This is a genomic window from Amycolatopsis nivea (assembly GCF_004522235.1).
Taxonomy (GTDB): Bacteria; Actinomycetota; Actinomycetes; order Mycobacteriales; family Pseudonocardiaceae; genus Amycolatopsis; species Amycolatopsis nivea.
This window is the reverse complement of sequence record NZ_SDLT01000008.1, coordinates 39,790-60,002: the sequence shown is the minus strand read 5'-3', so window position 1 is coordinate 60,002 and position 20,213 is coordinate 39,790. Positions and strand designations below refer to the sequence as shown.

The 20,213-nt window shown below is 72.1% G+C and carries 16 protein-coding genes; 3 read left to right on the top strand and 13 right to left on the bottom strand.

The features are described from left to right. Positions 1-2: 2 nt before the first annotated feature. From mraY to EIZ44_RS11785, 11 genes are all read right to left on the bottom strand, one after another. A complete protein-coding gene (gene mraY, locus EIZ44_RS11840; RefSeq protein WP_037812444.1) occupies positions 3-1,085 on the bottom strand; it encodes a phospho-N-acetylmuramoyl-pentapeptide-transferase in 1,083 nt (360 codons plus the stop codon). Continuing rightward, positions 1,082-2,587, bottom strand: a complete 1,506-nt coding sequence (locus EIZ44_RS11835) for a UDP-N-acetylmuramoyl-tripeptide--D-alanyl-D-alanine ligase (protein WP_134728572.1) — start codon at positions 2,585-2,587, stop codon at positions 1,082-1,084. The genes mraY and EIZ44_RS11835 overlap by 4 nt, the downstream gene beginning before the upstream one ends. Then, positions 2,584-4,143 (bottom strand): UDP-N-acetylmuramoyl-L-alanyl-D-glutamate--2,6-diaminopimelate ligase, encoded by a 1,560-nt coding sequence (locus EIZ44_RS11830; protein ID WP_134728708.1) that lies wholly within the window; start codon positions 4,141-4,143, stop codon positions 2,584-2,586. The genes EIZ44_RS11835 and EIZ44_RS11830 overlap by 4 nt, the downstream gene beginning before the upstream one ends. A 404-nt stretch (positions 4,144-4,547) precedes the next feature. Continuing rightward, complete coding sequence (locus EIZ44_RS11820; RefSeq protein ID WP_134728571.1) at positions 4,548-6,467, bottom strand: peptidoglycan D,D-transpeptidase FtsI family protein; 1,920 nt, start codon at positions 6,465-6,467, stop codon at positions 4,548-4,550. Then, the gene (gene ftsL, locus EIZ44_RS11815; protein ID WP_134669154.1) at positions 6,467-7,120 is read right to left on the bottom strand and encodes a cell division protein FtsL; all 654 of its coding nucleotides are present in this window, start codon (positions 7,118-7,120) and stop codon (positions 6,467-6,469) included. The genes EIZ44_RS11820 and ftsL overlap by 1 nt, the downstream gene beginning before the upstream one ends. Beyond that, on the bottom strand, positions 7,117-8,073 hold the full coding sequence (gene rsmH / locus EIZ44_RS11810) for a 16S rRNA (cytosine(1402)-N(4))-methyltransferase RsmH (RefSeq protein WP_043838460.1): 957 nt from the start codon (positions 8,071-8,073) through the stop codon (positions 7,117-7,119). Before rsmH ends, ftsL begins: the two co-directional genes overlap by 4 nt. Positions 8,074-8,265: 192 nt before the next feature. Beyond that, positions 8,266-8,697 carry a division/cell wall cluster transcriptional repressor MraZ gene (gene mraZ / locus EIZ44_RS11805; protein ID WP_009080393.1) on the bottom strand — a complete coding sequence of 144 codons (432 nt, stop codon included), beginning with the start codon at positions 8,695-8,697 and terminating at the stop codon, positions 8,266-8,268. Between the two features lie 648 nt (positions 8,698-9,345). Beyond that, positions 9,346-10,044 (bottom strand): ESX secretion-associated protein EspG, encoded by a 699-nt coding sequence (locus EIZ44_RS11800; RefSeq protein WP_134728570.1) that lies wholly within the window; start codon positions 10,042-10,044, stop codon positions 9,346-9,348. Next, positions 10,041-10,610, bottom strand: coding sequence for a PPE domain-containing protein (locus EIZ44_RS11795; RefSeq protein ID WP_037812454.1), 570 nt, complete (start codon positions 10,608-10,610; stop codon positions 10,041-10,043). The genes EIZ44_RS11800 and EIZ44_RS11795 overlap by 4 nt, the downstream gene beginning before the upstream one ends. A gap of 22 nt (positions 10,611-10,632) precedes the next feature. Next, complete coding sequence (locus tag EIZ44_RS11790; protein ID WP_199817620.1) at positions 10,633-11,175, bottom strand: DUF3558 domain-containing protein; 543 nt, start codon at positions 11,173-11,175, stop codon at positions 10,633-10,635. Beyond that, positions 11,168-11,533, bottom strand: a complete 366-nt coding sequence (locus EIZ44_RS11785; protein ID WP_037812795.1) for a hypothetical protein — start codon at positions 11,531-11,533, stop codon at positions 11,168-11,170. Before EIZ44_RS11785 ends, EIZ44_RS11790 begins: the two co-directional genes overlap by 8 nt. 264 nt (positions 11,534-11,797) lie before the next feature. Between EIZ44_RS11785 and EIZ44_RS11780 the strand changes: the two genes are divergently transcribed. The 3 genes from EIZ44_RS11780 to EIZ44_RS11770 all read left to right on the top strand — a co-directional run bounded on the left by EIZ44_RS11780 (position 11,798) and on the right by EIZ44_RS11770 (position 16,801). Next, entirely contained in the window at positions 11,798-12,862 is a 1,065-nt protein-coding gene (locus EIZ44_RS11780; protein WP_037812456.1) for an AAA family ATPase, read from the top strand. A gap of 32 nt (positions 12,863-12,894) precedes the next feature. Next, positions 12,895-14,166, top strand: coding sequence for a DUF58 domain-containing protein (locus tag EIZ44_RS11775; RefSeq protein ID WP_134669150.1), 1,272 nt, complete (start codon positions 12,895-12,897; stop codon positions 14,164-14,166). A gap of 76 nt (positions 14,167-14,242) precedes the next feature. Next, positions 14,243-16,801, top strand: a complete 2,559-nt coding sequence (locus EIZ44_RS11770) for a transglutaminase TgpA family protein (RefSeq protein WP_134669148.1) — start codon at positions 14,243-14,245, stop codon at positions 16,799-16,801. A 495-nt stretch (positions 16,802-17,296) separates the two neighbouring features. On the opposite strand, the gene EIZ44_RS11765 is transcribed toward EIZ44_RS11770, so the two are convergent. Next, complete coding sequence (locus tag EIZ44_RS11765; protein ID WP_043827044.1) at positions 17,297-17,701, bottom strand: SCO2097 family morphological protein; 405 nt, start codon at positions 17,699-17,701, stop codon at positions 17,297-17,299. 1,238 nt (positions 17,702-18,939) lie between these two features. Beyond that, positions 18,940-20,157 carry a DNA polymerase IV gene (gene dinB, locus EIZ44_RS11760; protein WP_134728706.1) on the bottom strand — a complete coding sequence of 406 codons (1,218 nt, stop codon included), beginning with the start codon at positions 20,155-20,157 and terminating at the stop codon, positions 18,940-18,942. Positions 20,158-20,213 lie beyond the last annotated feature (56 nt).

Genomic DNA, 20,213 nt, shown 5'->3' with positions numbered 1-20,213 from the left:
GCTCAGCCTCCGAAGTTGAGCTGCTCGCTGTAGAACAGCCCGAGCCCGAACATGCAGCAGATCGCCGAGAGCAGCCAGAACCGGATGATCACCGTGGTTTCCGCCCACCCGGCGAGCTCGAAGTGGTGGTGGAAGGGCGCCATCCGGAACAGCCGCCGCCGCGTCGTGCGGAAGACCGCGATCTGCGTGACCACCGAGATCATCTCGACCATGAACAGGCCGCCGATGACGATGGCGAGCAGTTCGGTGCGGGTGGTCATGGACAGCCCGGCGACCAGGCCGCCGAGGGCGAGCGACCCGGTGTCGCCCATGAAGATCTTCGCCGGAGCCGCGTTCCACCACAGGAACCCGATGCAGGCCCCGGTGGCGGCGGCCGCGACGACCGCGAGGTCGAGCGGGTCGCGCACGTCGTAGCAGGCCGGGAGCGGCTGGGTCGAGCAGGAGAGCCGGGCCTGCCAGAACGAGATGACCACGTACGTCGCGAGCACCATCGCCGCCGCGCCGCCCGCCAGGCCGTCGAGGCCGTCGGTGAAGTTCACCGCGTTCGACCAGCCGGAGATGACGATGTAGCAGAAGATCACGAACACGACCGACGGGAACGTGATCAGCGCCAGGTCGCGGACGTAGGACAGGCTCTGCGACGCCGGGGTGAGCCCCTGCGCGTCCTTGAACTGCAGCGACAGCACCGCGAACAGGATGGTGACCACGAGCTGGCCGACCAGCTTCGCGGTCTTGTTCAGCCCGAGGTTGCGCTGCTTGCGGATCTTGATGAAGTCGTCGAGGAAGCCGACCACGCCGAGCCCCACCGCGAGCATCAGCACGAGCAGGCCGGACGCCGAGGGCGCGGCCGAGCGCGAGTTGCCGATCCAGGTGATCAGGTGCGCGACGAAGTAGCCGACGACCATCGCGATGATGATCGCGACGCCGCCCATGGTCGGCGTGCCGCGCTTCGACTTGTGCCCCTGCGGGCCTTCCTCGCGGATCTCCTGGCCGAAGCCCTGCCGCGAGAAGACCCGGATGAGGTAAGGCGTGAGCAGGATCGAGACCAGCAGACCCGCCGCGGCCGCGATCATGATGTTGATCACGCGTGACCACCGTTCGAGCGTTCGGAAGACGAGGAAGAGAGGTTCCCGGGTTCGGCCAGCAGCGCCTCGGCCACCCGCCACAGACCGGCGGCCTTGGACGCCTTGACCAGCACCACGTCCCCGGGACGGAGCTGATCATGCAGCACGGCGACGGCGGCCTCGACATCGGGTACCAGCACCGACTCCTCGCCCCAGGAACCCTCCTGGAACGCGCCCTGGTGCATGGCGGCCGCGTCCTGGCCGACCACGACGAGCTTCTCGATGTTGAGCCGGACCACGAGCCGCCCGATCGAGTCGTGCGCGGTCACCGAGTCCTCGCCCAGCTCGCCCATCACGCCGAGCACCGCCCACGCGCGGCGGCCGGAGCGGCTCATCGAGGCGAGCGCCTTCAGGCCGGCCCGGACCGATTCCGGGTTGGCGTTGTACGAGTCGTTGAGGATCGTGACGCCGTCCGCGCGGGTGGTGACGTCCATCCGGCGCTCCGAGCGCCGCTGCAGCGACGACAGCCGCTGCGCGATCTCCTCGGTGGTCGCGCCGAGCTCGCGGGCGATGGCGGCGGCCGACAGCGCGTTGCCGACGTGGTGCTCGCCGTGCAGCGGCAGCGTCACCTGGGCCTCGCCCTCGGGCGTGATCAGCCGGAAGGACGGGCGGGCCTCGTCGTCGACGGTGATGTCGGCGGCCCGGACCTGCGCCCCGGCCGACTCCCCCACGCCCACGACGCGGGCCTTCGTGCGGCTCGCCATGGCCGAGACGAGCGGGTCGTCGAGGTTCAGCACCGCCAGGCCGTCTTCCGGCAGCGCCTCGACCAGCTCGCCCTTGGCCTTCGCGATGCCCTCGCGCGAGCCGAACTCGCCGACGTGCGCGCTGCCGACGTTGAGCACCGCGCCGATCCGCGGCGGCGTCGTCTCGGCGGCCGCGGCGATGTGCCCGACCCCGCGCGCGGACATCTCCAGCACGAGGAACCTGGTCGACGCGTCGGCGCGCAGCGCGGTCCACGGATGGCCCAGCTCGCTGTTGAACGACCCGGGCGGCGCGACCGTCGGGCCCATCGGCTCGATCAGCTGCGCGATGACGTCCTTGGTCGAGGTCTTGCCGGACGAGCCGGTGACGCCGATGACGGTCAGCCCGCCCGCCGCCAGCCGGTCGACGACGTGCCGGGCCAGCTTGGCCAGCGCGGCCAGCACGGCGGCGCCGGAGCCGTCTTTGTCGCCGGTCAGCGCGACCGACCCGGCGTTGCCCTGTCCCGGCGGCAGCGGCGGCACGACGATCGCCGGCGCGTCGACCTCGCGCGCGGCGAGCACGCCGACCGCGCCGGCCTGGACCGCCTTCGCGGCGAAATCGTGCCCGTCGACGCGTTCGCCGGGCAGGGCGAGGAACAGCCCGCCGGGGCCGAGCTCGCGGGTGTCGAATTCGACGCTGCCGGTCACGACAGCGGATCCGTCGGTGCGGTGCAGCCTGCCGCCGACGACGTCGGCGATCTCGGCCAGGCTCAGCTCGATCACGCGGTCACCTCGAGACGCTTGCGGATGGCGGCCTCCAGTTCGTCCCGGTCGGAGAACGGGTGCACCACACCCTGGATCTCCTGGCCGGTCTCGTGGCCCTTGCCTGCGATCAGGACGATGTCCCCCGGCCGGGCGAGCGACACCGCGGACGCGATCGCCTCGCGCCGGTCGCCGATCTCCACGACCTCGCCGCCGGCCGCGGGCCCGACCGCGCGGGCGCCGGCCATCATCGCGGCGCGGATCGCGGCCGGGTCCTCCGAACGCGGGTTGTCGTCGGTGACGATCAGCAGATCGCTGCGGCGCACCGCGGCCTCGCCCATCATCGGGCGCTTCGCGGTGTCGCGGTCGCCGCCGCAGCCGAGCACGGTGATGATCCGGCCGTCGGTGCGGGCGCGCAGGGCGTCGAGGCCCTGCGCCACGGCGGCCGGTTTGTGCGCGTAGTCGACCACCGCGGTGAACTCCTGGCCGAGGTACACCCGCTCCATCCGGCCGGGCACCTCCACCGCGGCGAGCCCGGCGACGATGTCGTCGGCGTCGATGCCCGCGCTGTCCAGAATCGCCGCGGCGAGCACCGCGTTGGCGACGTTGAACGTGCCCGGCAGCGGGATCTTCGCCGCGCGGCCGATCCCGTCCGGCCCGAGCAGCGTGAAGGTCTGCTCCCCCGCCGGGGTCGCCGCGATGTCGGCGGCCCGCCACAGGGCGTCGGCGCCGGCCTCGATCGAGACGGTCACCGTCTGCGGCGTGAGCAGCGCCTGCCCCCACGCGCTGTCGACCACGACGACCTCGGTGGTCGAGCGGCCGTCGAACAGCAGGGACTTGGCGGCGAAGTACTCCTCCATGTCCTTGTGGAAATCGAGGTGGTCCTGCGACAGGTTGGTGAACGCGCCCACCGCGAACCGGGTGCCGTTGACCCGGCCGAGCGCCAGCGCGTGGCTGGACACCTCCATCGGCACGTGCGTGACGCCGCGCTCCAGCATCACCGCGAGCAGCGCCTGCAGGTCGGGGGCCTCCGGCGTGGTGAACCCGCTGGCGAGGCGCTCGCCCGCGATCCGGGTCTCGACCGTGCCGATCAGGCCGGTGGTGCGGCCGGCGGCGCGCAGGCCCGAGTCGACCAGGTAGGAGGTGGTGGTCTTGCCGGAGGTGCCGGTGACGCCGAGCACGGACAGGCTCAGCGACGGCTCGCCGTAGATCCACGCGGCGATCTCGCCGAGCGCGGCGCGCGGGTCCGGGTGCACGAGGACCGGCACCGGCGCGTCGCGCAGCGCGGGCCGGTCGGCTCCGCTCGGGTCGGTCAGGACGGCCGCGGCTCCGGCGGCGAGGGCCTGGTCGCTGAAGTCGGCGCCGTGCGCGCGGGCTCCGGGGAGGCCGGCGAACAAATCACCGGGGAGCACGTGCTGCGCACGCAGCGTGGTGCCGGTGACGGTGAGGTCGGCGGCCTCAGGACGGTCGGCGATCAGCCGGGCTCCCGCACGGGCGAGCAGAGTGGCCAGCGGGACCGGGTCGATCCGGGCCGGGCGGGGCGGCGCGGCGGCCGCCTTGGCCGGGCTGTCCGGCAGCGACGCGGCAGCGGGCCCGCTTCGGGGCTGGGACGAGGACACGGACACGCCGGAGAGGTTACCGAGGCCGGATCCGGGTGACCCAACGCGGTACGGCGAACGCGCGCCCCCGCCCCGGGTGTGGTAGGCGGGGCGGTCAAGATCGTTGCGGCGCAACCCTTTCCCCGGCGCCGCACCGGCCCGTGTGGACGATCGGCGCGCGTTCCGGCCCGGATCCGCCGCCTGCGGTGCGTCCGCATTCGCCGCCTGGCCGCTATGTCGGCCGCAGTGAACGCACCCGACGCGCAGTGCGGTGCACACCAGCGGCGGCCGCCCTGCTCCCCGCGGAAATGCGTGAAGGGCTCCTTGCGGGAATCGGATTCCCTCAAGGATCCCTTCACGGACAACCGATGCGGCCGGGGCGGTCAGCCGACGACGAGCGGCACCACCGGCGACGGGCCGTCGGACAGCGGAATCTGGTACCGCTGCGACAGGTACGACGCGATCGAGTGGAACAGCGGGCCCGCGGAATGCCCGGCGGGCAACGTGGTGTCCGGCGCGTCGAGCCGGATGCCGACGACGAACCGCGGGTGGTCGGCGGGCAGGATCCCGGCGAAGGTGATGTTCGCCAGGCTCGAGCTGTACGCCTTGGTGCGCGGGTCGATCTGCTGGCCGGTGCCGGTCTTGCCGGAGATCTGGTAGCCCTCCAGCCCGGCCGAGGGCGCGGTGCCCGCGTTCGGGCTCTTCGCGTTCTGCACCACCGCGCGCAGCATGTCCCGCACCGTTTTCGCGGTCTCCGGGCTGACCACGCGCTCGGTCTTCGGCGGCGCTTCCGGCGTGACCGTGCCGTCCGGGTTCTTCTTCGCCTTCACGATCCGCGGCTCGACGCGCAGGCCGTCGTTCGCGATCGCCTGGTACATCCCGGCCATCTGCACGACGGTCATCGAAAGGCCCTGCCCGATCGGCAGGTTGCCGAACGTGGACGCCGACCAGTCCTTGCGCGGCGGCACGTAACCGGAGCTCTCGCCGGGAAGGCCGATGCCGGTCTTCTGCCCGATGCCGAACTTCTTCAGCAGCGCGAGGTACCGGTCCGGGCCGACCTGCTGCGCGAGTTCCAGCGTGCCGACGTTGGAGGATTTCGCGAACACGCCGGTGGTGGTGAACGTCTGCGTGCCGTGCACCCACGCGTCGTGGACGGTCCGGTCGGCGACCTTGATCGAGCCCGGCACCTCCAGCGTCGAGGTGGGCGTGGCGATCTTGTCGTCGATCGCCGCGGTCGCGGTGACCACCTTGTTCACCGAACCGGGCTCGTACGGCGTGGTGACCGGGCGGTTGTTGAGCAGGTCGTCCTTGATCGTGGACGGGTCGTTCGGGTTGAACGTGCTCGCGTCGGCCAGCGCGTACACCTCGGACGTCTTCGCGTCCATGATGACCGCCTGGCCGCCCTTGGCGTTCGCCTTCGCGACGTAGTCGGCCAGCTGGCGCTGCAGTTCGAACTGCAGGTCGGAATCTATGGTCAGCTCCAGATCGGAGCCCGGGACGGCGGCGGTGAGCACGTGCTCGGTGCCCGGCAGGTACAGGTTGTCGTTGCCGTTCTGGGTGTTCACGATCTCGCGGCCGGGCGTGCCCGCCAGGTCCGCGTCGCGCGATTTCTCCAGCCCGATCACGCCGTGCAGGTTGTGCTTCGACACGTCGGGGTCGTCCATCCGCCAGTTCGCCAGGCCGACGATGTTCGACGCGAGGTTGTCGCCCGGGTATTCGCGTTTGGCGCGCTTCTCCACGCTGATCCACGCGTACTTCTTGACGATCTGGTCGGCCACCGAAGGCTCGACGTTGTCGACGAGGTAGGTAAAGGACTGCTGTTTGTGCAGCAGTGCCAGCTGTTCGGCCTCCGTCGTCAGGTGCGGGACTTTCTGCGCGATCAGCTTCGCCGCGCCGGCCACCTCGGTTTCGAAGGTGCGGCCCTTGTCCGGGTACTTCTTCGCGTACTCGTCCATCGTCTTGTGCAGCGCGCGCAGGTTCACCGACAGCGTGCGGGTTTCCACGCTGAACGCCAGTTTCGCCCCGTTGCGGTCCACAATGGACCCGCGCTGCGCCGGGATGTCGATGGTGAGCGTGCGCTGCCGTTCGGCCGCCGCGGACAGCGCGGGGGCCTCGAACCACTGCACCTGCACCAGTTTCGCGCCCGCCACCACCATCAGCACGACGAGCATGATGCGCACCGCGGAGAACCGGCTGCGCTGTCCGCCGTTGCCCCGTTTCGCGACCGCGCGGCGGGTGCCCGCGGCGTAGGTCCGCCGCGCGCTGCCCGCCGCCCGGGAACGGCTGTTGCCGCCTGCCGCCATCACTGCCCTCCTGCGGTCCCCGCGGGCGTGCCCGACAGGTCGCCTTCGATGCCGCCCTCCGGCGGAGCGGCCGGCTGCGCCGGGGGCGCGGCCGTGTCCTGCTCGTCCGGCTGGGCCTTCTTCGGTTCGCCGACGACGGTCGTTTTGCCGTCCTTGCCGACGACGATGCGCGCCGGGTCGCCGCCGGGCACCATGCCCAACTGCTTGGCCGCGGGCGCGAGAGACGCCGGGGACTGGGCCTTCGCGACCTCGCGCTCCAGCCGGTCCTTCGTCTCCATCAGCGAAGCGCTGTCCGTGCGCAGCTTTTCGAGCCGGTACGAATCGGCGATCGCCTGCGTGGTGAACCACAGCGTCGCGGCGACCCCGACCGCCAGCAGCCCCATCATCACGAGCACGAACGACGCGCGCGAACGCGGCCAGCGCAGCTGGAACCGCGTGCGCACGGTCTTGGTCTCGACCCGTTCCGGTTCCGCGACCGGCTTTTTCGGCGCACGCTGGCGCAGCAGGTCGGCCCGCTGCGCCCGCCGGGCGTACGCGCGCTCGGCCGCCGTCGTGCGCCGCCGCGCCGGAGCGTCGGTCTCGGCGACGGTGTTCCGCGGTGCCCGCTCCGCAGCGGTCGACGACGAGCGGCGGGACTTCGTAGGTGCGGTCATCGCGGCTCTCCGATCCGTTGTGCTGCACGCAGCCGTACCGAGGCGGCCCGCGGGTTGTGCTCGATCTCGCGCTCGCCGGCCTTCTCCGCTCCCCGGGTGAGGAGCTTCAGTTCCGGCCCGTGCCCGGGCAGTTCGACCGGAAGCCCTTCCGGCGTCCGGGATTTCGCCAGTTCCGCGAGCGCCTGCTTGACCAGCCGGTCCTCGAGGGACTGATAGGACTCGACGACGATCCGGCCGTCCATCGCCAGCGTGCCCAGCGCCGCGGGCATCGCCCGGCGCAGCACTTCCAGCTCGCCGTTGACCTCGATCCGCAGCGCCTGGAACGTGCGCTTCGCCGGATGCCCGCCGGTGCGCCTGCTCGCCGCGGGCACCGCGGAGTAGAGCAGTTCGACCAGCCTTCCGCTGCGGGTGAACGGTTCCTTCTCCCGTTCCGCCACCACGGCGCGGACGATCCGCTGCGCGAACCGTTCCTCGCCGTAGTCGCGCAGGATCCGGATCAGCTCGCCGGGCGCGTAGGTGTTGAGCACGTCGGCCGCGGTGAAGCCGGTGGTCGGGTCCATCCGCATGTCGAGCGGCGCGTCCTGCGAGTAGGCGAACCCGCGTTCGGTGCGGTCGAGCTGCATCGACGAGACGCCGAGGTCGAACAGGATGCCGTCCACTTGGGACAGTCCGAGTCCGGACACCGCTTCGGGCAGTCCGTCGTAGACAGTGTGGACCAGGTCGACGCGGTCGCCGTGCCGCGCGAGCCGCTCCGCGGAGCGCTCGAGCGCGGCCGGATCGCGGTCGAGACCGATCAGCCGGAGCCGGGGGAACGCGGCGAGCAGCGCGTCGGAATGGCCGCCGAGGCCGACGGTCGCGTCGACGAGAACGGCGTCGCGATCCGCCAGCGCGGGGGCGAACAGCTCGACGATGCGGTCCAGCAGCACCGGTACGTGCTCGGCTTCGTCCGCCATGTCTTCCCCCTTTCTGCCGCGAGTGTTTCCGGGGAAGATGCGGCGGATGCCGTCAGGTCCCTGCCCGCCCGCTTGCTGACCTGGCACCGGGGAAGGTGCGCCAGGGTCAAAGAGCGGACAGAGGCCTCACGGCATCCGCGTCGAACGGCGTACCCGCGTCCCCCGACGACGCAGGTGCGCTCAGGGCGTCTCCTAGAAGACGCCCGGCAGAACTTCCTCCCGAGCCTGTGCGTAGCTGTCCTCGTGTTCGTCCAGGTAGCCCTGCCACGCCTGGGCGTCCCAGATCTCGAGCCGGGTGATCGCGCCGATCACCACGCACTCCTTGTTGAGCCCCGCGTACCGGCGCAGCTCCGGCGCGATGGCGACGCGCCCTTGCCCGTCCGGACGTTGCTCGTCCGTCCCCGCGAACAGGTAGCGCTGGTAGGCCCGCACCGCCTCGTTGGTGAACGGGGCTTCGGCGACCTTCCTGGCCATCTGCTCGAACTCGGCTCGGGGGAAGACGAAGAGACAGTGGTCCTGCCCCTTGGTGACCATCAGCCCGCCTGCCAAGGCTTCGCGGAACTTCGCGGGCAGCGTGAGCCGCCCTTTGTCGTCCAGCTTCGGGGTGTGGGTGCCGAGGAACACCGGCCTCCACCTCCCTACCGGATCCGGTTGGCTCCCCGCCCGGTCCCGGCTCGGGGGCTCCCTTCCGCCCCACTGGCCACCACCGTACCCCACTTTTCACCACAGTCAACGAGTCTTGCGCGCGTACCACTCCGTCGGGTGGCGCGTTTGCGCAGGTCACGGAGGTGGGTCCAGGTGGGGGCGCGGTGGGGGGACCGTGGCGAAGATCCCCCGCACCGGGGTCTCCCGCAACCTCGGAAGGTCTGAAACGTCCGCGTTTCGGCAGCGTGGGGACCCGTGGTGGGGACGGGTGGGGGAACCGGTGGGGGCTGGTGGGGACGCGGGTGGAGCGGGGTGGGGAGCCGCGGTGGGGCCTGGTGGGGGGCGTCGTGGGGAGTCGGCGCGAGGTCCGGGAAGTGCGCGATGCAAAGCGAGTGGGGCTTGGTGGGGGCCGCCATGGGGGCAGGTGGGGAGCCGCGGCGAGGCCTGGTGGTGGGGCCAGCCGGGTGGGGCTCGGCGGGGAGTCCGGCGCAAGCGGCGGCCAACCGCGGTCGTGAGTGGCGATGCCGCTGAGAACCGGCATCGCCGCGCACGAGTCCGCTGCCAGCCGGTCGACCGTCCACTCGCGACACCGGCGCGGCCGCCACCGTCCACTTCAGACGCGCCGGGTCAGCGCGGCACCAGCTCCATGACCCGCTCGGCCAGCCGCGCGCTGTCGACCGGGGACACCGTCACCCACTCCTGCCCGCCGCGCCCCGGCGAGCTCACCGCCGAATAAGCCCCGGCGTCCGTGTCGAACCAGGTCAGCCCGCCGGTCCTGGTGAGTTTGCCCGCCCGGTCGCGGACGTGGACGGTGAACTGGCCCGCCGCGTACACCGGCCGGGACTGGATCGCCCGCAGCTCCTCCCCCTGCGCGCCGCCCGGCGGCTCCCCCGCCGCGGGCAGCCGGACGCCGTAACCGGGTCCGGCCGAGAGTTCGGGCAGCACGTCGACGATCGCCGAGGCCAGTTCGCTCTCCCCGATGCCGCGCACGCCGATCGTCCGCGCCGGCTGCACCGCCAGCACCGCGTTCCGTCCGCGAAGAGCGGCGACCGCGCGGAACGGTTCGTCGGCGGTCATGTCGGCGAGCGCCTCGCACTCCACATACCGTTCCGCGGACGCCAGCACGCGGAGGCTGTTCTCCAGCGCGGCGTCGAGACGGCCGTCGAAGAGGCCGCGGTCGCCGAGGTTCCGGTAGACCTCCGCGCGGATCGCGGAGCGGTCGGCGTCGGTCTCCCCCACGCTGCGCACCGCCAGCGGCGCGGGCGGGGCGTCGAGGCCGAGGTCGGCCCAGACGATGTCGAACGCGGACGCCGACAGGCTGATCAAGCCGGCCCCGCGCCGAGCGGCGGGACCGCGGGGAACTCGCCTTCGGGCAGGAGTCCGCGCAACGCCGTGTCACGGGTGCGCAGGACGTCGATCGCCTTCTGCCGGGCAGCTTCGGCTTCGGCGCGCCGCTCGTCCATCGCGGACGACAGCCCGGCCAGCCGCACCAGGTCCCCGCTCGCCGCGGCGGACCGGATCATCGCCGCCGGGTCGAAGTCCACCGGCGCGGGCATGTCCGCGCGCGCCCGGGCGGCGACCTCGGCCTGTCCCTGCACGGCCTCCCCGACCTTCGCCGACACCACGGAGGTTTCGGCCAGCCAGCCGGACGCCTTGCCGAGCACTTTCCGCATCGCGTCGCCGGCGTCGCCCTGCCAGGCTTCCTCGCTGCCCGCGGACAGCGCGATCAGCCCGCCGAGCGAGTCCTCGAGCCGCTGCGACAGCCCGGCCCACCGCGTGCCCGACTCGCCGGCCGCGGCCGGGTCGTTGCCGTCGACCGCCTGCGCGGCCAGCGCCGCGTGGCTGAACGCTTCGTACCGGGCCGTCGGCTCGGGGGCCGGGGTGTCGGTCACGACTTTCCTCCTCGCACGGGGTTCACGGCAGCTTCGGCTCGACCAGCCCGGCCACGTCGCCCGCCCGCGAGCAGGCGAGGTCCGAGTCGGCGAAGTTCGCGTTGTTCACGTCGACCTGCACGCTCTGCGCGCCGCCGACGTCGAGCAGCACCGCGCACGTGCCGCGGCGGCCGGACACCTGCACCGCCTGGTGCGAGCCGACCTCCTTCTTGGTGCGCTTGCCGTCGGAGAGGTCGAGGTTGGCCAGCCCGTTGGTTTCGTCGAGGGTGACGGTGACGCCGAAGGTCGAGGGCACCGTCCAGTCGCAGGCGCGCGCCTCGCCGATCGTCTTCGGCTTGCCCTGCCCGGTGAGCCCGGCCGACGACCGGTCCTGCGGCGAGAGCAGCGTGCAGGGGTCGAGCTTGGCCAGCGAAGGAGCGGAGGAGGACGGCGGCGGAGCGGGCGGGCCTCCGTCGGCGGGCGCGGCGTGCGAGAGGCCGGGCATCCGGCCGCAGGAAACGAGCATCGTCAGCCCGGCGAGCGGGAGAAAAAGGAGCGCGGCGCGCGCCGCGGAACGGTCAGCCACCGGTGCAGTCCACGCCTTCGGCGGCTTCGCTGTCCTGGTCGCGGTATTTCTCGAGCGCGCCGCCGATGCGTTTCTTCAGCCCGGCGATTTCCTTCCCGAACGCGGTGAGGCTGTCGACCGCCGAACCGTCGCGGCCGAGGCCGTACTTCGCCATGAAAGCGCCGACCTCGCCGGCGTACCCGCCGCCCAGCGGCACCGACCGGCCGAGCACCGCGGCCTCGCGGACCATCTCGCCGACGACGTCCTGCAGCTCGCCGAGCTTCGCGTACGTCGCGGTCGCCAGTTCGGGCGTGACCGCGAACCGGCCGCCGGACAGTCCCGGGAGCCCGGCTTTCCGTTCCGCCTCGGCCTCGCTCATGCGCGGATGCACCTCTTCCGACGTCGAACCGTGGTCGGGCGACTTCGTTTCGGAGCATACGACAGTGCATACGGTCAGCGGGATCACCTGAAAATGCCTCATAATCACCCGTAAGAAGGAGTGCTGAGGTGGCTGGGCGTCACCATGAAACGATCTCGGGGTTCCGCCGCCCGGTTCTCCCGGGTTTGACACACTGGGGAGCACGCTGGGCAGGCGCGCATCCCCGCCGGTTCCCGCCCAGCCATTGCGCCACCAGGAGGTCGAGTGACGTCGAGAATCCAGTCCGCTTCCCCCGCCGGAGGTCACGGCAACGGGTCCGGGCAGCCGCCGTACCCGGCGGTCGAGTCCCCGGACGGGCTGGCAGCGGTCCCGGCGGCCGGGCTCGGCGAACTGCACGACGCCGCGCGCCGGATCGCCGCGAACGTGGAACGCGTCCTCGTCGGCAAGCCGGACGTCATCCGGATCGCGCTGGTGACCCTCCTGGCCGAGGGTCACCTGCTCGTCGAGGACGTGCCGGGCGTCGGCAAGACCTCGCTCGCGAAGGCGCTCGCGCGCTCGATCGACTGCACCGTCAGCCGCGTGCAGTTCACGCCCGACCTGCTGCCCAGCGACGTCACCGGCGTCTCCATCTACAACCGGCAGACCGGCGAGTTCGAGTTCCGGCCCGGCCCGGTGTTCGCGAACATCGTGGTCGGCGACGAGATCAACCGGGCCTCGCCGAAGACGCAGTCCGCGCTGCTGGAGTGCATGGAGGAGCACCAGGTCACGGTCGACACGAGCACCTACCGGCTCGGCGCGCCGTTCATGGTCATCGCGACGCAGAACCCGATCGAGATGGAGGGCACCTACGCGCTGCCCGAGGCCCAGCGCGACCGGTTCACCGCGCGGGTGTCCATCGGCTACCCCGACCAGCAGGCCGAACTGGCCATGGTCGACGAGCACTCCGGGCACAACCCGCTCGCGGACCTGGAGCCGGTGTCCGACGGCGAGACGATGCTGCGGCTGATCGAGACCGTCCGCGGCGTGCACATCGCGCCGGAGGTCCGCCGGTACGCCGTCGACGTCGTGTCGGCGACCCGGCAGGTGCCGGAGATCCGGCTCGGCGCCTCGCCGCGGGCGACGCTGCACCTGGTCCGGGCCGCACGCGCGCAGGCCGCGCTGTCCGGGCGCGACTACGTGGTGCCCGACGACCTGCACACGGTCGCCGTGCCCGTGCTGGCGCACCGGCTGGTGCTCACCACCGAGGCGCACGCCGCCCGCCGTTCGGCGACCGACGTGGTCCGCGCGGTGCTGCACCGCGTCCCCGTCCCCCAGGGCTCGGCCCGCTGAGGCGCGTCCCGCTACCCGAGTAGGGAATCCGCATGCTGCGCGCGCTTTCCGGCCTCACCACCCGAGGCCGCTGCCTCCTCGCCGCCGGGATCGCGGCCGCGGTGTGCTCGCTGGTGCTCAACGAACGCGACCTGCTGCGGGTCGCGGTGTTCGTCGTCGCCCTGCCGCTGCTGGTCGCCGCCTACATTTCGGCGACCCGGCTGCGTCTCGGCGCCGCGCGCTCCCTGCGCCCGGACCGGGTCGCGGCGGGCGCGACCGGCGAGGTCGACCTTGAACTGTGGCGCAGCGGACGGCTGCCCGGCGGCGAGGTGCTGCTGGAGGACGGCGTGCCGTACGCGCTGGGCGCCCGCCCGCGGTTCGTGGTCGAACGGCTGCCACACGACCGGCGCGTGCTGCTGCGGTATCCGCTGCGCCCGGCCATGCGCGGGATCCAGCAGGTGGGCCCGTTGCGCGCGACGATCACCGACCCGTTCGGGCTGTGCGAATTCGAACGCGAGCTGATCGGCCATTCGCGGCTGGTCGTCGTGCCGCGCGCGGTGCCGTTGTGGGGGCTGCCCGGCGGCGCCGGGGCCGGCGCGGGCGACGACGGAAGCGTCCGGCTGCATTCCGGGCAGGGCGAGCCGGACGTGATCGTGCGGCACTACCGCACCGGCGACGACATGCGGAAGGTCCACTGGCGGTCGACCGCGCGGCGCGACGAGATCATGGTCCGCATCGAGGAACGCCCTTGGCGCGGCGGCACGACAGTATTGCTGGACCACCGCGCCGCGGCGCACCACGGGAGCGGGCCCGCGGCGAGCCTGGAGTGGGCGGTCTCGTTCGCCGCTTCGGTGTCGCTGCATCTGCGGCGGACCGGCCACCGGGTACGGCTGGTGACCGAACACGGCATCTCGCTCGCCGACTCTCCCGCCGACGGCGGCGAGGGCTACGACAATCTGGTGCTCGACGCGCTGGCCGCGCTCCAGCCCGCGCACCAGCGAGACGTGACGCTCGGCCACGACCCGGCCGAAGGACAGGAACTGATCGCGATCCTGGGCACGGTGAGCGCGGAATCGGTGCACGAGCTGACGCGGTACCGGGCGCGCGGAGTCCGCAGTCTCGCCGTCCTTCTGGACACTCCGGCCTGGGCGGGTTCGGCTTCGCCGGACCACCTCGCCGCGGCGACCGAGGAATCGGCGGAGCTGCTGCGCGGAGCTGGCTGGGGCGTCGTGGTGGCCGGGCCGCGGACGCCGATGCCCGAGGTGTGGGGGCTGCTGTGCCGCGCGGGGACCCACCGGTCGACGGTGATCGGCGGGACGCGATGAAACTGACGAAGACCGTCGTGCGCGATGATGCCGGTTCTCACCGGCGTCGCCGCGCACGAGCACGCAGGGGGATCCGATGACCACCACCGCTCCCCGCCCGTCCAGCGCGCCGCCGATCCCGCACACCCCGACTCCGCAGCCCACCGATCCGCCGCCCGCGTGGCGGAGCAGCGTGCTGCCGCCGATCGCGGCCGGGCTCGCGACGCTGTGCGCGGCCACGTCGCTGACCAGCGTCGTCTCCGGCTGGGCGTGGTTCGGGTACATCTTCGTCGCCGTCGTGCTGGTCGCGGGCACCGGGCTGGCGCTGCGGTCGCTGCGCGCGCCGACCGTCGTCGCCGGGTTCGGGCAGCTGTTCGTGCTGCTGTTCCTCATCACCGGGGCGTTCACGACCCAGGGCGTGCTCACGATTTTCCCCGGCCCCACCGCCTTCGGCGAACTGCAGGCCACGCTCACCGCCGCGGCCGAGCAGATCCGGACCGGCCTCCCGCCGGTCGACAGCACCCAGCCGATCCTGTGCCTGGTCACGATCGCGATCGGCCTGGTCGCGGTGCTGGTCGACACGCTCGCTGTCGCCGCCGCGGCACCCGCCGCGACGGGGCTCGTGCTGCTCTGCGTGTACGCGGTGCCCGCGGCGCTCTCGGACGACCTGATGCCGTGGTGGACGTTCGTGCTCGGAGCCGGCGCCTTCGCGTGCCTGCTCGCGCTCGACGGAAACCACCGGCACCGCCGCTGGCGCAACCGCGACGCGCCCGGCTCCGGCGGCATGCTGCGGCTCGCACAGGCCCCGGTGGCCGTGGTCAGCTCGGCGATCGTGCTCGGCCTGCTGGGCGGCGGGATCACCATGGTCGGGACGGTCGGCAAGATCCCGTTCGGCTCCGGCCCGGGCGGCGACGGGGACGGGACCGGCGGCTTCGGCATCGCGCCGTTCACGCAGCTGCGCGGACTGCTCGACCAGGGCCAGAACACCGAACTGTTCCAGGTCCGCGGCCTCGGCCCGGACCGGCGGCTGATGCGCGCGTTCACCCTGGACACCTACACCCCGAACAAGGGCTGGGGCCTGCGCGCCGGCGGCCAGGCGCAGACCGGCGTGCTCGCGAACAGCACGCTGCCCGCCGCGCCCGGCGACGACGGCACCGGCGTGTCGCGGCAGATCCAGATCCAGCCGACGCGCTGGGTCGACAACTGGCTGCCGGTCTACGGCGCCCCGCGCGCGCTCCGGGGCGTGCCGCCGCAGTGGCTGTACGACCGGGTCAGCGGCTCGGTGTTCACCACGACGAGCGAGCCCGCTCCGGCGTACGTGGAAACCGCGTCGCTAAAGGAGCCGACCGCCGCCGAATTGCGCGACGCCGCCCCGAAATCCGACGAGGTCCCCGCGCTGTACACGCGGATCGGCCAGGTCGACCCGCGTGTCACGGCGCTGACCGACCAGCTCACCGCGGGCAAGTCGAACAACTTCGACCGGGCGACCGCGCTGTGGCAGTACTTCAGCGCGCAGAACGGTTTCGTGTACGACACGAAGACCGCGGACGCCACCGACGCCGACGCGCTCGCCGACTTCATCCTCAAGGGAAAACGGGGCTACTGCGAGCAATACGCGTCGGCGATGGCGGTGATGCTGCGGGTCGCGCACATCCCCGCGCGCGTCGCGATCGGCTTCACTCCCGGCGTTTCCAAGGGCGACTACCAGTCGATCAGCTCGCAGGACGCGCACGCGTGGGTCGAGGCGTACTTCGGCGACAAGGGCTGGGTCAGCTTCGACCCGACGCCGCTCGCCGACGGCCGCGGCATCGTCCCGCCGTATCTCCAGCAGAACACCCAGAACCCGCAACAGCCCAACGCGACCGACGACCTCCCGACGGCCCCGCGCTCCGCCTCCCCGTCGACCGGCGCGTCGGCCGACAAGACCCACGACCAGGCCGCGCCCGCCACCCCCGCCGACACGACCCCGGACGACAGCTGGATGACCTGGCTGGCGCTCGCCCTCGCGGTTCTGGGCGCCGCCGCCGTGGCCACGTCGTACTTCCTGCGCCGCCGCCCGCGTCCCGGCATGGCCCCGTCCGGCGTCCCGCCGGGCGCCACGCCGGACGGGAACGTGCTGGTCAGAAACCCGGTCGCCGCCCCGACCCCGTTGCACCTGGCCGCGTTGTGGCTGCCGCTGACCGGAGCGGTCCTGCTAGTCGCCGCGATCGGCCTGCTGGCCGGCACGGTGTCATGGTGGTTCGCCGCGGTGGTGGTCCTGATCCTCGCCGCGACCGGCGGCCCAGCGGCGCTCCGCGACCTGACGCGCCGCCGTCACCTCCAGACCATCGCAACGCACTCGTCCGGCGCCGCCGACGCGGCTTGGCGCGAGCTGAAGGCGGAGTGCGCGGACAGAGACCTGCCGATCTCCGACAGCGACACGGTCCGCGTGGCGGGCGGGAAGATCGCCGAACGCCACCGTTTGGACGACTCAGGCCGGGAGGCTTTGCGCACTGTGCTGGGCGCGGTGGAACGCAGCTGGTACAGCGACGAGGCGACTCCGGATGCGACGCTGGAGCCCGCCTTTGGGCAGCTGCGGGAAAGCCTGCGCCGGACGGCCCCGCTGTCGATGCGGGGGCGGTTGTTCCCTCGATCGGTCATTCGCCGACGACGGTGAGCTTCACGGGGGTCGCGTTGGCTGGGGTGTGAAGCCTGAGCCAGCGCGGCCTGGTCTTGCCTAAGCGGCGCGCGCAGATCGCGGTGGTGCATTTGCTGGGTGCGGTGGGACGAGCCAAACCATCCGGATGCGTTCGGCCGCGGCAAATCCCAGACCGCTGTCCCGCCTCAGCCTTTGCACTGCCGCGCCTTCGCCGCTCTCGGGGCCGTTTTCCACGAACTCCGCGCGGCCTGCTGGCCCTGATCGACCTCGGCGAATCCGCTCACCCCGGCACGCTGCGACACCTCGCCCGATCCGGTGCCGTATTCGGCAGCACCGCATGGCCCCGGGGCGCGACGCAACTCCTCGTCGCGCATCCCGACCGGGCGCACACGAGCCAGGTCTGCCCCGACAAGCCGGGGCGGGAACGGGTGTCCCGCTAGCCGGTGCAGTCCGTGCCCGCGCACGAGAAACCGCGCTCCGCCCCGAAGGGAGAAGCGCGGATTCGCCGTCGTGCTATTGGCCTTCGAAGCGCTGGCGGAAACGTTCCTCCATGCGCTGCGTGAAGGAGCTCTTGCGGCCGGATTGCTTCCCCCCGCCGCCTCCGTCGTCATGGCTGTTCTTGCCGCCGCTGTCGCTGTGGCGCAGCGACGTCACGGCCATCATGACCCCGAAGAACATCACGAGGAACCCGAGCACGCTGACCACCGGCACGTCGGCGACCCGCAATACCGGGATCACCACACCGAGCACCAGCAGCGCAACGCCCACCACGAACAGGGCGATCCCCTGGATGCGCCGACGGCGCGCGGGTCGGCGCAACCGGGTGCCGCGCACCGTGGATGCGAACTTGGGGTCCTCGGCATAGAGCTCGCGCTCGATCTGGTCGAGCAGCCGCTGCTCATGCTCGGAGAGTGGCATCTTTCCTCCTCCGGCACAGCTGTCGCGGGCGCCGGGCCGCGCAACGTCCTGGACCCAACAGCCAACCCCAGGCGGGGTGGCACTGTCCAGGATACGAGCCCCGCGCTCGTCCGACTACCCGATCCCCGATCCGGAAATGATCGAATCGGGGGAAATCCCGCACAATGCGGGTTGACAGTGCGTCACCGCGACGGAAGTCACCCCCATCGGCGCAGTCCAGGGCCCTGCGCCGCCCCGTCGGCCTCCCCCGGGCGGGGTCCCTCGTCACGGAGAGAAACCGTCTCCGCGCCGACCACCCGCCCTGCCGACGCCCCCGCCGGGCCGATCTTCCGCCGATCGATACCGTCCGCGATTCATTCACCCGGAGGTATCCGGGATCGGCAATTCCTCACCGCTCGAACGGCCCGGCTCCCGCTAACTCAGCGCGACCGACGAACCCTGTTCCGGGCCTTGGTCGATCGCCTCGAACCGGGCATCGATTGTCGATTGGGCGGTCATTCCGGTGAATCGCCCACGAATCCGTCGAGGCGGATGAATCCGGCTAGGCCGCCCGGCCGGACTGCACCCGGCAGCGGACGACCGGACAGCTAAGGCTGCGCCCGGACGCGTGCGGGCGTGTCCCGCCGCTGCCGTCCGAAGGTGCGCCGTGCCAGACCGGCGTCGGCCCCACGCCGAGCAGTCGCCTGGGCTTCCCGGCGATGCCGAGACCTCCCGGCGCGCTCAGCTCCCGGCCCCGAAGCCGGTCTTGCCCGGGACACCGTGGCAGACAGCGGGGGGCGGGATTTCGAGGAAGGCGAGGACGGGTGCCGCGCGGGTGAGCGGACACAGGTTTCGCAGCGTCGCTGCGGGGCGTTGATGGGAGCGGCTGTCCTGCGGGACGCAAAGCTCGGCGTCCCGCAGGACAGGCCAGCGCTGCTCTCCATCCGGCAACGCCACTGCAAAGCGCTCACGAGCGAAGGGTCCACGCAAGAAACAAAACTCAGCCTCCTCAACGGACCAGGCCAACCCCAGCGCCGCTCCCCACCCCGCAACGCCCCAGCAAAGCGCTCACGAACGAAGGCTCCGCGCAAGAAACAAAGCTCGACCTCCCCAACCGACCAGGCCAACCCCGGCCCCGCTCCCCACCCCGCAACGCCACTGCGGAGCGTTCACCGGCCAGGGATCAAACCTCGGGCTTCCATCCGAACAGGCCAGCCGAGCCGCTCCCCGCCCCAACCTCGCTCCCGCACTCGCCGCCCTCACTCCTCCCGGGGAGAAAGCAGCGAAGCAGGCCGGATAGCCGCAGAGCCGAATTTCAGTCTTGCGACGTCCGCAGCCACCTCCGCGTCCCGCCATCGGGGTTCGTCGTTCGCGAAGGACAGTTGCTCCCCCTCGTCGCCGGTGTCCAGGCTTTCCACTCGCACTCCGATCAGCCGGACCGCTCCCGTCGGTGCGTGTTCGGTCAGCAGCTCGACTGCCGTGCGGTGGATGTCGCGGGCCACGTCCGTCGGGGAGAGCACGGTGCGCGCTCGGGTGATCGTGCGGAAATCGGCGAACCGCACCTTGATCGAGACCGTCCTCCCGCGCAGCGCGCGCGATCGGAGCGTCGCCCCGACTCGTTCGGACAGGCGCAGCAGCTCCAGGCTCAGCTCGCCGCGGTTCAGGACGTCGACGTCGAAGGTGTGCTCGGCTCCGATCGACTTCTCCGCCGACTCCGGTTCCACCGCCCGGTCGTCGTGGCCGTTCGCCAACGCCCACAGGTGATCTCCGACCGCTCGGCCCGCCGCGCGCCGCAGCCGGGCGGGCGGGGTGGCGGCGATGTCCGCGATCGTGTGCCAGCCGTGCTGGCGCAGTTGTTCCTCCGTCCGCTTGCCGACGCCCCACAGCGCCGACACCGGCAGCGGGTGCAGGAACTCCAGCGTCTCGGCCGCGGGGACGATCACCATCCCGTCTGGTTTGGCCATCCCCGAAGCCAGTTTCGCCACGAATTTGACCTTCGCGACCCCGACCGAGCACGTGATCCCGTGCTCGGCCTCCACCCGCTCCCGAATCCGCGCCCCCAGCGCACCCGGAGTGGTCCCCAGCCGCCGCAGTGCGCCTCCTACGTCCAGGAACGCCTCGTCCAGGCTCAGCGGCTCCACCAGCGGCGTCAGCTGCCGGAAAATCCCCATGACGCCGCGCGACACCTCGCCGTACAGCCCGGGCGTCGGCTGGATGCAGACCAGCTGCGGGCACAGCCGTTTGGCGGTGGCGAACGGCATGGCCGAGCGCACGCCGAAGCGCCGCGCCGGGTAGCTCGCCGCGGCGACGACCGAGCGCGGGCCGCCGCCGGACACGACGACCGGCTGGTCCGCCAGCTCCGGCCGGGTGCGCAGTTCGCACGACACGAAGAAGGCGTCCATGTCCACGTGCAGAATCGAGCAGCCGGTGTCGTCCGGCAGCTCGGTCGCGCCCGTGGTGACGCGGTAGCGGGCCATCCCGCTCGGCAGTTCGGCGTTTCTCCCCACGCCTCCGGACGCTACCTTCCGCCACC

Excerpts from the sequence above, each read along its gene's own strand:
- EIZ44_RS11775 (WP_134669150.1), top strand. The coding sequence starts at position 12,895 with ATGCTGCGCGCGCTTTCCGGCCTCACCACCCGAGGCCGCTGCCTCCTC.
- dinB (WP_134728706.1), bottom strand. The coding sequence starts at position 20,157 with ATGGCCCGCTACCGCGTCACCACGGGCGCGACCGAGCTGCCGGACGAC.
- EIZ44_RS11785 (WP_037812795.1), bottom strand. The coding sequence starts at position 11,533 with ATGAGCGAGGCCGAGGCGGAACGGAAAGCCGGGCTCCCGGGACTGTCC.
- EIZ44_RS11820 (WP_134728571.1), bottom strand. The coding sequence starts at position 6,467 with ATGGCGGCAGGCGGCAACAGCCGTTCCCGGGCGGCGGGCAGCGCGCGG.
- ftsL (WP_134669154.1), bottom strand. The coding sequence starts at position 7,120 with ATGACCGCACCTACGAAGTCCCGCCGCTCGTCGTCGACCGCTGCGGAG.
- rsmH (WP_043838460.1), bottom strand. The coding sequence starts at position 8,073 with ATGGCGGACGAAGCCGAGCACGTACCGGTGCTGCTGGACCGCATCGTC.
- EIZ44_RS11765 (WP_043827044.1), bottom strand. The coding sequence starts at position 17,701 with ATGCCACTCTCCGAGCATGAGCAGCGGCTGCTCGACCAGATCGAGCGC.
- EIZ44_RS11770 (WP_134669148.1), top strand. The coding sequence starts at position 14,243 with ATGACCACCACCGCTCCCCGCCCGTCCAGCGCGCCGCCGATCCCGCAC.